Below are 13,666 nucleotides of genomic sequence, written 5' to 3'. Positions count from 1 at the left end.
CCTCGACTCGTTCTCGCTACCGATAGCGTCGAATCGGCTGTGCACCGCCGTCCTTTGGCCCCATCTTCGTCATCGGTCGGCAAGGCCCCTCTGTCATGAGCGATCTACTCGCGGCGCGGCTTCAGATGGCCCTCTCGTTGGGCTTTCACATCGTCTTCGCCATCGTCGGCATGGCGATGCCGCTCTTGATGGCCATCGCCGAGTGGCTGCACCTTCGAACGAAGGACCCCCTCTACCTCGAGCTCGCGAAGCGGTGGGCTCGCGGCACGGCGATCCTCTTCGCGGTCGGAGCCGTGAGCGGCACCGTCTTGAGCTTCGAGCTCGGCCTCCTGTGGCCAACGTTCATGGAGCACGCCGGGCCCGTCGTTGGGATGCCCTTCAGCCTCGAGGGCTTCGCGTTCTTCCTCGAGGCCATCTTCCTCGGCGTCTACCTCTACGGGTGGGACAAGCTCAGCCCGCGCCTCCATCTGCTCTCTGGCGTCTTGGTCGCCGTTTCCGGCGTCCTCAGCGGCGTCTTTGTCGTCGCCGTCAACGCGTGGATGAACACCCCGAGCGGCGTCACCTTCGAAGACGGCCGCATCGCCCACATTGACTTGGTTCGCGCGTTCTTTAGCCCCGCGTTCCCGTCGCAGGCCCTCCATATGGTGCTCGCGGCGTATGCGAGCGTGGCCATCGCGGTGCTCGGCATCCACTCTTGGGGACTCCTCCGCGGCGAGTCGAGGTTTCACTTGGCGGCGGCAAAGATCGCGTTTGCCGTGCTTGCCGCAACGATGCCGCTACAGCTCTTGACCGGCGATCTCTCCGCGAAACACGTCGCCCAGCATCAGCCCATCAAGCTCGCGGCGATGGAGGGACTCTTTGAGACCAAGAGTCCCGCGCCCCTCGCCATCGGCGGTTTCCCCGACGAGGCCAAGGGTGAGCTCGCCTACGCCATCGAGATCCCCTACGGCCTCAGCATCCTCGCGTTCGCCGATCCGAAGGCCGAGGTCCGAGGCCTCCACGCCTTCCCCCGAGACGAGTGGCCCCCCGTCGCGCCGACGCACACGGCATTTCAAGTGATGGTCTTCGCGGGTACGGCGATGCTCGGCGTCGTCGCCCTTGGCGCGTGGCTCTGGCTACGCCGGGGCGGCTTCTGGAAGAGCCGCCGCTTCCTAAGGCTCGCGTTCTTCGCGACGCCGCTCGGCGTCATCGCCGTCGAGGCGGGTTGGACCGTCACCGAGGTAGGCCGGCAGCCTTGGGTCATTCACTCGTTCCTGCGGACAAGAGACGCGGTGACGCCGGTGACGGGCCTCACGCTCCACCTCGCCGCCTTCACTGCGCTCTACATCCTTCTCGCGGGCGTCGTCATCACGCTCTTGCGCGCCCACGTCTTTGCCGCGCCGGTCGACGCGGACCCTAACGCCAAGGCGGCGCCAGGCGCGACCCATGGTTGAGCTCGTCTACGCCATCATGGGCATCGGCCTCGTCGCCTACACGCTAAGCGGCGGGGCCGACTTCGGAGCGGGCTTCTGGCACCTCGTGGCGCGGGGCCCCAGGCGCGCCGCGCAACGCGCGCTCGTAGAGCACGCCATCGGCCCGTTGTGGGAGGCGAACCACGTTTGGCTCATCTTCGTCATCGTGATGCTCTTCAGCGCCTTCCCGCGCGCGTTCGCGACTCTCGGCGTGGCGTTTCACGTGCCCCTCGTGCTCGCCCTCTTCGGCATCGTGTTTCGCGGGACCTCGTTCGTGTTTCGCTCTTACGGGCTCGGCCCCCTGGCCGACCGAACGCGCGCGTCGTGGGGTCAGCTCTTCGCGTGGGCCAGCGTCTTCACGCCGGTGTTCTTGGGCATCACGCTCGCAGGCATGAGCGCCGGGCGCGTGCCCCAGGCCACCGCCGCCGTGAGGGCGCAAGCGATGCCGCTGGGTGACGTCTTCACGACCTTCGCCGTCTTGACGGGCCTCTTCGCGCTCGCGCTCTTCGCGCTCCTCGCGGCCGTTTACCTCGCGTGCGAGTGCGACGACGACGCGCTGCGTCGCGACTTCCGGAGGTACGCACTGGCGGCGGAGCTCGCCGCTGGCGTGCTGGCGCTCACCGTGTTTCTCCTTGCGGAAAGCGAGGCCCCGCTCTTGCGGGCGAGGCTTGGTGAGAGCGCCGTGTTCTGGCCGCTACAACTCGGCACCGCGGCCTTCGCGCTCGGAGCGACGCTCACGCTCATCCTGGACCGCGTCACGTGGGCCCGCGTGTTCGTCGCCCTCCAAGTCGGCCTCGTGGTGCTCGGCTGGGGCGCGGCCATGCGCGGTGACCTGGTGCTCGGCGCCGTATCGATTCACGACGCGGGCACGCGCCCTGAGACGCTCGCGGCGGTGGTCCCGATCTTGGCCGGTGGAACGCTTCTCTTGGCGCCTTCGCTGGTGTTTCTCTACCGCCTCTTCGCACGGCGCGCGCACTGAGGGGCGGCAACCGGCAGCGCGCACCGCGCCGTGGCGGCCTGCGCGAGCTGCTGATAGGGATGTCGACCATGCGCTCGCACCTCACACGCACGGCCTCCCTCGTAGTCGTTCTGTCCTCCGTCACCGCGGCGTGCGCCGGGAGGCCATCGGTGCAGGAGGTGCTCGATCAATCGACGCCGGTCATCTGCGAGAAGCTCAAGGAGTGCGCGCCGACGAGCTTCACGGCCGCATTCCCCGGCGGCGTCGACGAGTGCACCAGCAAGACGAAGGCGGAGGCGTCGAAGAAATACGGCTCCGACGTGAGCAAGAGCTCGGTATGCACCGACGACGAACTCGAGACGTGCCTCAAGGACTACAAGGCCGCGGCCTGCAGCGGTGGGACGGCGCCGAAGATCCCGTGCGATTGCTAGGAGACGTCCAGCCACAAGCGTGACGCCGCTCGCCCGCTTGCGCGGCCGCCGCGAGGGCGCCTCGAGCGTCCAGTCATGCAACAGCGCTTGGGCATGATTCTTTGCTCCTGCCGGCGCCCCGGCTCGTCTCTTTCGACTTTCGGCGGACCAAGGTGAGCGAGGTCGCTGGCCTTCTCACTTGATGACCGGCGGCGGCTTTGGCGCGACCGAGTCGGGCACGATGCACGATGCGAAGTCGAAGAACATGAACTCGAGGGCCCGTTCGTCGTTTGAAGGTTCGGTGCCCGTCGCGTTCTGGGCGCAATCGAACGCGATGCCGCCCGTAGGCGACGCGACTTGCCCGAGGTGCGACGCCACGTGGCTGTCGGTGAACACGGCGCGACCACACTGCTCCGCCGCCTTCGCCCCAACGGGCGCGTTCGCTGTGAACAACAGGACCGAGAGCTTGTTCAGCTGATCGTTCGCGGGCTCCGTGTACACCCAACGGGTCGCATCGGCATTCACATTGCCGACATCGCTGAAGGTGCCAAAGGTCACGCGGTCGGTGGTCGATGGCAGCAGGCGGCCCTGAAGGCTCAGCCACTTGGCGAGCGCCTTGCCCTTCGGGAAGCTCGTTTCAATCCGCGAGGCGCTAAGCGTTTCATCGGCGTTGTCGACGCGGCTCCAATCGGCAAGCTTCTTCAGCGTCGATGGTCCCCCGGAGAACCATGCGTGATGGAAGTGCGTCGCGAAGAGTCGCCCGCCGGCATCGAGATACTGGACGATGCGATCCCCTGCAGCATCGAGCACCGGTTGCAGCGTCGGCGTCGTGTCGCGGCGCGCGTTGCGGCACCAGCACGCGAGAAAGATGAGGTCGTAGCTCTTCATCAAGGAGAGATCGCCCAGCAGGCGGAAGTAGCTGTCCGCTCGACTCGCCGCCGACCACTCCTCGTAGTTGTACAGATGCACGCGCCCGCCTTGCGGCGCCGGCGCCGCCTCGAACTCCGCGGCGTCGATGCCGTAGCGCTGAAAGCCGCACATCATGCCGTCGCATCCGCCCTGAACGAGCGCGATCTTCGGAACGTGGCCCTCCTTCTGATTTCGCGGAAGACGCAGCGTTGCATCGCCGCCAGTGCGGTCCGGAATCGTGTTGTCTTGGCAGGGCTTCGTCGACACCTTGACGGTGCGCAGCCACTTACCCGCTTGAAGGGCGAGCGTCACCTGCGAGACCTCAGGCAAGCCGGAAAGGACGAACTCTCCCGCCTCGTCCGTGAGGGCGCTCGCATAAGCGTGAACGGGCGTCTCGCATCGGTCGCACGACGCGCCGTCGGTGAACTGCGGCAGCGCGCCGCTCGGCGCATACACGGCGATGCCATAGAGCGGCACGCGCCCCGCGGGGTCGAAGACACGCCCGCGGATGGTGGTCGATTGATTGCCCGAGCACGAAGCCACGGTGCCGCCCTCGCCGAAGCCCGGCGCGGGTGCCTCGTTGGTCGGTGACCCCGTTGGCGACGCAAAGTCGGCAGCCCCCGCATCGCGGTCCTTCACGCGTCCTTCGCCGCCGCAGCCGATCACGACGACAAGGGTCCACAACCAGAAGGACGCTTGCGCTCGCCACGAGATTGTCTTCATCGGCTCCTCCGGGAAGGAGCCTAGAACTCGTCCGACGCACGATGCGTCTCCGTCACGCCGAGGCGGCAATACTTCCGGGCGTAAGCCGCACTGCGAGGCCTTTTCGCGAGGCCGACGCGGCCTCTATCGACGGAGACGGCTCCTCGAGAAGCTGGGCTGAAGCGCTTCGCTACGCCACGGCCTCCGAAGGTTGGGGCTCGTAGACGTCGGCCATCTGAGCTTCTTCGGGCTGCGCTTGCGGCGCCTCGGGCACCGGCTCTGGCGCTTGCTCCTGCACTTCCGCCGGCGTGGGCGCAGTGCTGGCTTCCGGTGCTGGCGCTTGCGTCGGAACGCTCTCTTCCCACGGACTCGGCTCGCTCGGCGTGGGTACCGGCTCCGTGGGAACGCCGACGACACCGGACGGCTCCGGCTGGAACGCGTCGTTGGTCGCGTTCGCGGGATTTCCCGGAAGGCCCGTGGGGTTCCAACGAATGTCCGGCAATTGCTCCGGCAGCCCAACGGGCGGCACGGTGATCTCCGGCAGCGACGGCACCGGGATCTTCGAGAGGTCGATGTCGCCAATGTTGGGCACATCCACGTGCCGGAAGTTGCCGTCGGTGCGAAGGCCATCCCCGTCGACGGTCACGCCGACGGACCCCGCCGCGATCTCGCGATTGAAAATCGTGGCGCGAGCGTCAGCGCCGAGGCGAAGCTCCGGATTGTCGCCGAGGCTCGCGTCGAAGCCCGCTCGACTCGTAAATTGCGCGCCGTACGGGCCCGCCAGTTGACGATGGTAGCTGGCGCTCGCGCCGAAGTCGGTCGACGTATCGTCGCCGCGAATGTGCCCCTCGCCGCCAACAGACCGGCCCAAGCTCGTGACCCTCGCGTCGACGTTCGCTTCGTAGCTGCCGTCGGGGTTGGTCTGAACCCTCGCGCCCAGCTCGGCCCCCTTGAGGTTAATCCCGATGAGGCGCTCGCCGTTGTGCTCCAAATCGAGCGGCACCGCGACGGTGCCCCGCGCGTCGAGCCCCGTGATGTTGCCGCCTTCGTCGCGCGTCACTTGACCGGTCACGTTCGCGTTGGCGCCGACGCGAACGCCGAGGCCCGTAGGCTCGTGGGCGATAGCGGCGTCGGCGTGCACCCCCGCGCCGACGCGGCTGAGGTTGCCCTGCTCATCCCGCCCGACGTCGACGTTGCCTCGGAGGTTCCCGGTGACGTTGAAGTCGCCGACGCTCACGTTGGCGCGTGCGTCGACGCCGGCGCCAACGAAGCGACCGTCGTTGTCGTGTTGGGTTGTGAGCTGCGCCGCGAGACCTGTGCCGCCCGTGTCATAGGTCGTTCGCGTTCCGGTAGACGTTCGCTCGGTCGTGTCACTCCACACGCTACCGGGCCGGTACAACTCGGTGCCGACGACGTTGCCTTCCGCGTCGTGCGCCGTTCGATGGGTCTGCGTGTACGTCATTCCAAACCAGGAGTACTGCGACTGCTCCTCCCGAACGGAACCGCCGGTGGGCACGGCGAGGCCACCCTGCACGAGCTCGAGCGCAGCGAGGTCGAGTTCCTCCGCCTCCGAGGATTTTCGGGTCGTGGCTTCCGTGTCTTGGCGGTAGTGGAACGCGACTGCTTTCATGCACCGGCACTTTCGTGGATGAGGGATCCAGTTGTCTGTTCGAGGAGACGCAGACCTTGACGAAGAAAGTGCGAGTGGCCGGGATTCGCGCCGCAAGGCATGTGTAGGCGCTTGTCTGCTTCATCCCGGTATCCACGAACCTGCGTGGCCCGTGCCACGCTCCGAGCGACATGCAGTGCAGCGCCACACTGGAAAATTGCGCTCGGCGAGACGCCTGCGCGGCGCCGAAGACGATGGTGGATTGCCCTCGCGTCGTCGCCCGTGCGCCTCCCCGAAGCGGGCGCTTCGCATCACGTAGCCGCTAGCGGAAACCCCTGGTAGAAGGCCCTCGCCCGATGCGCGCCGCACGAAAAAAGCTGCCCCCGGCCTCTTCCTGGCTTGTCGTCCTGGCAACCCTTGGAGCGAGCCGCGCGGCGCGAGCCGATGGCGAGCCTGCTCCCGTCGCTCACGAGGCCACCACGCCCGCACCCACGCCGGCCACAGCGATCGCTGAGCCCGTGGCCGCACCCAAGAAGGCCGAAACAGAAGCTCCTGCGGAGCGCGACGCGTCCCGTGGACGCTTCGAGTTTGGCTCCTACGGTCGCGTCAACGTCGCCAGCGATCTGCGCGGCGGCACGGGACGCGGCGCTGACGTCGTCGCCTTTGGCTCGCGCCTCGACGAGGAGAGCTACGCCGAGCTGGAGCTACGCCGCGAGGACACCTTGCCCGGCGGCGTCGCCACACGCGTCGTCTCCACGCTCGCGCTCCTGCCACCGTTCTTTCATTTCAGCGGCAAGCTCGACACGACCATCGCCGTCCGGCAGCTCTACGCGCAAGGGCAGCTCCACGGCGTCACGATCTGGGGCGGCGTCCGCATGGTCCGCGGCGACGACGTGTACCTCCTCAACCTGTGGCCGCTCGACAACCAGAACACCGTCGGCGGCGGCATCGGCAAGACCTTCGAGGCGACCGACACGCAGGTGGCGCTGCACGCGGGCATGTCGCGCTTGGACACGCTCTATCAGTCGCAGGAGATCCCGGCGACGGCCCCCTTCGGCGTCGGCGCGCAATCGATCACCTACCTCGATCGTCCCCGAACCATCGAGACGCTAAAGGTCACGCAGTTCTTCCGCAACGGCGCGGATCGCACCTATTTCCGCGGAATGGAGAAGGCTGGCTTCAAGGCCATCGGCTACGGCGAGGCGCACCAAGTCTCCGCCGGTGCGCGCCGCGACACGAACACGAACCAGGACGTATCGTTGCCGAGCGACACCGGCTGGATGCTCGGGAGCCAGCTCACGTTCTTCACGGGCCAGCGCGACACGCACGCCTCGCTCGTCTTGCGACACGCGCAGGGCCTCGCCGCCTACGACCCCTTGGCGACACCCGACACGTTTTCCCTCGAGCGCACGACGCAGGGCGCGTCGGAGACGCGCGTGGTGCTCTCCGGAAACGTCGAGGGCGGCGCCTTCGGCGTCAACGGCGCAGCGCTCTTCCGTTGGTTCCGCGACGCTGGCCCTTCGCCTACGACATTCTCGAAATACGACGAGGCCGTCGCCATCGTGCGCCCGTCTTGGTTCTTCGCGGAGCACTTCGGCCTCTCCCTCGAGGGAAGCATCCAAGCGCGTCGCTACGCCGTGCTCTCGCCGGAGGGCGACGGACCGCTCACGGCGACGCTCGTCCGCGGCGGCGTCTTGCCCTACTTCTCGCCGGCCGGTCGCGGCACGTTCAAGCGCCCCATCATCGGCCTTGTTTACCTCGCGACAGCCCGCGACGGCGGAGCCCGTGCGCTTTATCCCGAAGGCGATCGATTTCGAGAGCGACGCCTCGAGCACTACGCGGGCCTGACCGTCGAGTGGTGGTTCAACTCCTCGTCTTATCCGTGAGCGCCATGGCCCATCGTCTATCCCTTCGCAAGAGCCCCTTTGCGCCACTCCGCTCCGCCGCCGCCCTCGCAGCGCTCTCGCTCGCGCTAGCGGCGCCAGGCTGCGTCGAGCTCCCGCCGGAAGCCACCAGCAAGGCCATGGCAACGCACGTTCAAGACTGGCGCGACGAGGTCCTCTACCAAGTCCTCGTCGACCGCTTCGACAACGGCGATCCGAACAACGACTTTGGCGTGCAGCGGCGGCCGGGCGTTGGCGCCTTGGCTCGCTACCAAGGCGGCGACTGGCGCGGCCTCGAGAACCGCATCCCGTACTTAAAGGAACTCGGCATCACGACGGTGTGGATCTCGCCGATCGTCAAGAACGTCGAGACCGACGCCGACGTCGACGCTTACCACGGCTATTGGGCGCAAGACTTGACCGAGGTGAACCCGCACTTCGGCGACATCGTGACCTTGCGCTCGCTCTCGAAGCGCCTCCACGAGAACGGCATGAAGCGCATCCTCGACGTGGTCACCAACCACATGGGGCAGGTCTTCTTCTACGACATGAACATGAACGGGAAGGCCGACATCCAAACCGGCGGCACCGGCGGGACCTCGCCCGTCGAGCGAGTTACCGAGTTCGATCCGGACTTCGATCCGCGAGGCATTCAAGCGTCCACGTCGTTGGGCCTCGCGGGGCGCGCGCCGCTCATCTTCTTCGACGTGCCGGCGATCCACCGGACGCCGCCCAAGCCGGGCATCCTCGGCGAGGCGTCGGCGTACCACGGCATGGGCCGCATCACGAACTACGACAACGATCAGCAGGTGATGCTCGGTGACTTCCCGGGGGGCCTGAAAGACCTGGCCACGGAGCTCCCCAAGGTGCGTGAGACGCTCGTCGACGTCTTCGCGCATTGGGTCGAGGAGGTCGACTTCGATGGCTTCCGCATCGACACCGTCAAGCACGTGGAGCACGAGTTCTGGCAGGTCTTCACGCGCAACGTTCGCGAGCGCCTCGCCCGGCAGGGCAAGAAGAACTTCCTGATGTTCGGGGAGATCTTCGATGGCAAAGACTCGCTCATCGGCAGCTACACCAAGCCCGGCGAGCTCGACTCGGCGTTCTATTTCTCCCAGCATTTCTCCGTCTACCGCGACGTGTTTCAGCTGGCGCATGACGCCAAGGCGCAAAAGGGCACCCAGCAGATCGCCGATCTCTGGGCCGAGCGACCGAAGAACTACGGCACCGAGCCACAGGAGAACGGCATCGGCGTGCCGCCGACGAAGGCCCTCGTGAACTTCTTGGACAACCACGATCGGCCGCGCTTCCTCTTCGACGCCGCTGGCGACACGGCGGCGCTTCGAAACGCGCTTACGCTCCTCTACACGGAAGAGGGCATGCCCTGCGTCTATTACGGCACGGAGCAAGACTTCAAGGGCGGCAACGATCCGGCGAACCGTGAGGTGCTCTGGGACACGGGCTTTCCCACGAGCGGCGACACCTTCCGACACATGGCGAAGCTCGCACGGTTGCGGCGCGCGTACGCGCCACTTCGGCGAGGGGATCTGGAGCTCCGCTACGCCACGTCTGCGGTCGGTGAAGAGCGGGACGCGGGGCTCTTCGCCTTCGAACGCAAGACCGAAGACGGCGCCGTGGTGGTGGTGATCCTAAACACCAACGCCCGCCACCCGAGCGCGCCCGGAAGCGGCGGACCGCCCGCGAAAGTGCTGCGGACGGCCATCCGAGCCGGCACCAAGCTCGTCGACGTCCTCGGGCCCGAAGCCACCGAGGTCGTCGTGAAAGGCGACCAAACGCTCGACGTCACGGTGCCGCCGCAGAGCGCGATGATCTTGGTCCCCGACTCGGACCGCGTTCGTTAGGGTGCGATTCAGGCGACGCTGACCACGAGCTCCTTCGCCGCGAGCATCGCGCCGTCGGCCATCCGCGCCACGGTGAGCGTGAAGGTGGGCAGGTCGACGTTGCCGACGACGTTGTCCTTCGCGTTGGTCGTGTCGGGTAGGCCGTACCCCTTGTATTCCTCATGCGTCGAGAAGATCTCGTCGACGAGCGCTTGGTCAAAGACGAGCTGCGAAGTGTGCGACTTGCCGGCCAGGGAGACGGTGAAGTGGATGTGAATGGCCCGGCCCGGATACCAGCCAGGAAAACACGTATCGAAGTCGACACGGCCGTTCGCGTCGCTTGTTTGAACACCGCGGAACGAGTGCTGCTGGCCATCTTGCGCCGTCTTGAGGCACATGCCGTTGTTCGGCGTGTCGCCGGAGTAGCTGCCGGTGATCTGCGTGTGCCAGATCTTCACCTTGGCGCCAGTGATGGCCTGGCACGACGCGTCGACGACCTTGAGCGCGAGGCGCACGGGGATCCCGGGGGCGCCTTCGCTTACATCCTTGCGCACCTGATCGACGGCTTCGGTGCACGGCCCCTCCGTCATGGTGGCGACGACCACGCACGCCGCGCTCGCCGTGGGGAAGGGCTCGGGGTAGCTGCCGCTCATCGACTTGGTGCCGCCCTTGGCCCAGAGCGACGCGCCGCTGTCCGCCGTGTTCTCCGTCGCGACGCTCGCCGCATCCCCCGAGGGTGACGCGTTGGCTCCTGCGTCGGTGCTGCCGCTTGGATTGCTCGACGACGTCGAGCTCGAGGAACAAGCGCAAAAAAACGCGCCTCCAATGGCCGCGAGGACCCCGCTGGTAGCTTCGCGGCGCGTCAGCGTGTGTGACCCAACGGGAAAGAGGCGGAAGTCAGGCTTTGTCATGATCGCTCCGAAGAAGAAGTGCCCCACCCTTGTCGCATAGTGGACGACGGTGCCGAAAAGCGATCACCCGCGCCCCCCGGTCTGCGCCCGACTCTGGCACAACCGCCGCCCTTGTGCAGCGAAGCGGCGCTATCCTCCTCACGTGCGCTGGGTTCACTTCCTGCCTACACCGCCAAGTTGGGTGAGGGCGTGTTTGGTGACCGCAAGCGCGCTCGGCGCCTGCGCGCTCGCGGCGTGCTCACTCCTGGTGGATTCCTCCGATCTTGCTGGCGTCGATAGCCACCCCGCCGACGGCGGGACGCGCGCCGACGGGGGAGTCGTCGAGTCGGATAGTGCGGGCATCAAGGCAGCGGGAGACGGCGCGCCCGCTGAGAACTTCTGCGCCGGCCAGACGGAACCCTTCTGCGAGGACTTCGACGCGCCAGAATTTCCAGCTAGGTGGAACGGCGGTCTCACCGAGAGGCGCGGCGGCGTCGGCGAGCTCGCTCCGCAGCACTTCGTCTCTGCACCGAACGGCTTCACGTCCCACCTTCCCCGTGGCGCGAGCGGGTGTCTCTCAGCCAACGTCAGCCTGCTGGCGAGTGGCAAGACGGCCTTCGCAGGAGCCCTGGACTTCTACCCGATGATGGGTGCCGACGACGTCAGCCTCTTCACCGTCGAGGGCGAAGCCGGCGCCGGCGCGTGCGGAATCTTCGTCAACATTCGGAACCTGCTCGTAGAGGTCTACGTGGGCGCCACGGGAGCGCCGGCCCAGGCGACCGCGGTTCCCTTCGCCCCGCAGCAGTGGTCTCACCTAACCTTCGACGTGGACCTCAAGGGCTCGGTGACGGTTTCCATTGGGAGCGCGAGCAAGACCTTGAACGTCAGTCCGTGCGCCGTGACCTTCGCACAGGCGCGCTTCACCCTGGGCATGTCGTGCGAAGACGCGGCGACGCAAGACCGAACGATTCACTACGACAACGTCGTCCTAACACCCCACTAGCTTGGCCAACGAGAGGCTCACTCCAGAACGCACCCGCGACGCTTGTCCAAGAACCGCGCGCGGGCGCCCACGAGGCCCATGGTCTGCGTCTCCACGACGCCGCTTCGTCGGTCGATCGACACGGTCTTCACATCGGGATCGACGCGTGACCACTCGAGGCAGAACTCTTCTGTTTGGCCGATGACGAAGGTGCACGAGCACATCTTCTTGGCCGTGTACCCCACGAGCAGCTTCAGATCGTTGTCCTTGTAGCGGGGACAACCGCTCAAGAAGGCCGCAACGGCGACGAGGGCCGCCCCTCCCACGCCAACGAACCTCACGGCTCACCCGTGAGCGCCATGGCGAGCGCCATGAAGCGGTTGGTGTCGAAGCTCTGGTCGCGATCGTCGCCGGCGCGGACGATGACGAGATCTTTCGAAGGCACGACGGTGATGAACTGCCCCCAGTGCCCGATGGCGGAGAAGGTGTCCTCCGGCATGTCGGGCCAGGGCCGCCGATCGCGAATGCCCGGCACAACACGGTTCAACCAGAACTGGCGCCCTTGTTCGTCCTCCGGCAGGTCGCCCACGCGCTTCCGCAGGAAGGGCTCGCTCACGGTCGTCGACGCCGAGACCCACCCGTCGGGCAAGAGCCGCTTGCCCTCCCAGCAACCGTCGTCGAGCAGGAAGACGCCAAGGCGCGCCCAGTCCTCCGGCGACGCGTAGAAATACGCGCCTCCGACGTGGCGGCCGGCGGCGTCGACCTCGAGCGTCGCCGTCGTCACACCAAGCGGGTCAAACAAGAGCTTCCACGGATAGTCGGCCCCGTGTGCGGGCGTCATGGCCGCGTCGATGACGGCGCCCAAGAGCACCGACTCACCGGTCGAATATTCGTAGCTCGTGCCCGGAGGATCGCGCGTCTCCTGCTCCAGGACGAACCGGGCCATGTCCTTGTGCCCTTCGCCGAAGAGCATGGCGATGACGCTCGAGTCTTGAAGCGACGCGCTCTCATACTCTTCGAGCCAATCGATGCCGGACGCGAACTCGAGCAGGTGCTGGACGGTGATGCCGCAGCGCGACGCTGGCGCCCATGGCAGGTGCCGGCACACCGAGTCACTCAGGGCCGCGCGCCCTTCTTTCACGGCGATGCCTGTGAGCAAGTTGGTGACGCTCTTGGTCACGCTCCAGCCGAGGTGCGGCATCGTCCGCGAGTACCCGCGCCCGTACCGTTCGTAGAAGATGGCCCCCTGGTGCACGACGATGAGCGCGTCGGTGCGGGGCGCGTCGCGCCCGCGCTCGGGAGCGAAGAGCGCGGCTTCGAGCGCTCGAACGCGCTCGGGAAGCAGGGCGCGGACCTCGTCAGTGCGGCGCGCAAACTCGAGCGTCGGCGAGGGCCGTGTCGTGCACGCGGCGCGAGCCAAAGGCGAAAGGGCCATGCCGAACAGGAGCGCGACAAGCGCGGGGGTCCGCGCGGTCAAAACGAAACCTCCGCGGCGACCGTGGCGGCTGTGCCGACGAGGATGCCCTGCGCCAGCGAGAGACCGAGGAGGTCCTTCTCGCGTTTCACCCATCCGCCGGCGGCCACGAAACCTGAGTAGAGCAAGAGCTGCGTTCCGAGGGCGGCGAGGTAGACGGGCCAAAGGCGCGTCGGCACGTCGTCCTTTCTTCGCCGATGCGCGACGGCCGCCGTCGCGACAGCGGGAGGGGCAGCTACCGCCACGAGAAGAGCCGGGAGCGCCGACGTGAGCAGGGTCGGCGTGGCTTGCCCGAGGGCGCGGCTCCCGGTGAGCACGAGGGGAGAGAGCGCGGCCGTGGTCCCGGCGGCGAAGAAGAAGTCGAGGGCTACGTTACGCGCAGGCGCGAGCGCCGGCGCGGCGGGCTCCGCCGCCAACGCCGTGCCGTGCGCGACGACCCCATGCAGGACAACGAGAGGCAGGAGAAGCGCGGCCGTGGTCCGGGCGAACATGGATAAAATAGACTACCTATCTTCGCGGCGACGGGGTCGCCAACACGGGAGGCTCAGCGCCGGCGC

At 67.1% G+C, this 13,666-nt stretch carries 12 protein-coding genes; 6 read left to right on the top strand and 6 right to left on the bottom strand.

From position 1 onward, the window contains the following. Positions 1-95: 95 nt before the first annotated feature. From IPG50_24360 to IPG50_24350, 3 genes are all read left to right on the top strand, one after another. Positions 96-1,433, top strand: a complete 1,338-nt coding sequence (locus tag IPG50_24360; protein ID MBK6695316.1) for a cytochrome ubiquinol oxidase subunit I — start codon at positions 96-98, stop codon at positions 1,431-1,433. Then, positions 1,426-2,430, top strand: coding sequence for a cytochrome d ubiquinol oxidase subunit II (locus IPG50_24355; GenBank protein ID MBK6695315.1), 1,005 nt, complete (start codon positions 1,426-1,428; stop codon positions 2,428-2,430). The genes IPG50_24360 and IPG50_24355 overlap by 8 nt, the downstream gene beginning before the upstream one ends. 68 nt (positions 2,431-2,498) lie before the next feature. Then, positions 2,499-2,840 (top strand): hypothetical protein, encoded by a 342-nt coding sequence (locus IPG50_24350; GenBank protein ID MBK6695314.1) that lies wholly within the window; start codon positions 2,499-2,501, stop codon positions 2,838-2,840. A 174-nt stretch (positions 2,841-3,014) separates the two neighbouring features. Here the strand turns inward: IPG50_24350 and IPG50_24345 are convergent, their stop codons facing one another. After that, positions 3,015-4,451, bottom strand: coding sequence for a hypothetical protein (locus IPG50_24345; protein MBK6695313.1), 1,437 nt, complete (start codon positions 4,449-4,451; stop codon positions 3,015-3,017). Between the two features lie 169 nt (positions 4,452-4,620). After that, complete coding sequence (locus IPG50_24340) at positions 4,621-6,060, bottom strand: hypothetical protein (GenBank protein MBK6695312.1); 1,440 nt, start codon at positions 6,058-6,060, stop codon at positions 4,621-4,623. Between the two features lie 335 nt (positions 6,061-6,395). On the opposite strand from IPG50_24340, the gene IPG50_24335 reads away from it, so the two are divergent. Both IPG50_24335 and IPG50_24330 read left to right on the top strand, forming a co-directional pair. After that, positions 6,396-7,925 carry a carbohydrate porin gene (locus IPG50_24335; protein MBK6695311.1) on the top strand — a complete coding sequence of 510 codons (1,530 nt, stop codon included), beginning with the start codon at positions 6,396-6,398 and terminating at the stop codon, positions 7,923-7,925. A gap of 5 nt (positions 7,926-7,930) precedes the next feature. Further along, entirely contained in the window at positions 7,931-9,784 is a 1,854-nt protein-coding gene (locus IPG50_24330; protein ID MBK6695310.1) for an alpha-amylase, read from the top strand. A gap of 8 nt (positions 9,785-9,792) precedes the next feature. On the opposite strand, the gene IPG50_24325 is transcribed toward IPG50_24330, so the two are convergent. After that, positions 9,793-10,674 carry a protocatechuate 3,4-dioxygenase gene (locus IPG50_24325; protein MBK6695309.1) on the bottom strand — a complete coding sequence of 294 codons (882 nt, stop codon included), beginning with the start codon at positions 10,672-10,674 and terminating at the stop codon, positions 9,793-9,795. 142 nt (positions 10,675-10,816) lie between these two features. Between IPG50_24325 and IPG50_24320 the strand changes: the two genes are divergently transcribed. After that, positions 10,817-11,656 carry a hypothetical protein gene (locus IPG50_24320; protein ID MBK6695308.1) on the top strand — a complete coding sequence of 280 codons (840 nt, stop codon included), beginning with the start codon at positions 10,817-10,819 and terminating at the stop codon, positions 11,654-11,656. 17 nt (positions 11,657-11,673) lie between these two features. Here IPG50_24320 and IPG50_24315 read toward each other — a convergent pair whose 3' ends face one another. From IPG50_24315 to IPG50_24305, 3 genes are read right to left on the bottom strand one after another with little or no spacing between them, the layout of a single operon-like run. Further along, positions 11,674-11,976, bottom strand: coding sequence for a hypothetical protein (locus IPG50_24315; protein ID MBK6695307.1), 303 nt, complete (start codon positions 11,974-11,976; stop codon positions 11,674-11,676). Continuing rightward, a complete protein-coding gene (locus IPG50_24310) occupies positions 11,973-13,112 on the bottom strand; it encodes a serine hydrolase (GenBank protein ID MBK6695306.1) in 1,140 nt (379 codons plus the stop codon). Before IPG50_24310 ends, IPG50_24315 begins: the two co-directional genes overlap by 4 nt. Then, complete coding sequence (locus IPG50_24305; GenBank protein MBK6695305.1) at positions 13,109-13,600, bottom strand: hypothetical protein; 492 nt, start codon at positions 13,598-13,600, stop codon at positions 13,109-13,111. The genes IPG50_24310 and IPG50_24305 overlap by 4 nt, the downstream gene beginning before the upstream one ends. Between the last annotated feature and the right edge of the window lie 66 nt (positions 13,601-13,666).

This window comes from Myxococcales bacterium, assembly GCA_016703425.1.
Lineage (GTDB): Bacteria > Myxococcota_A > Polyangia > Polyangiales > Polyangiaceae > JADJCA01.
This window is presented reverse-complemented; position numbering and strand designations above follow the sequence as displayed.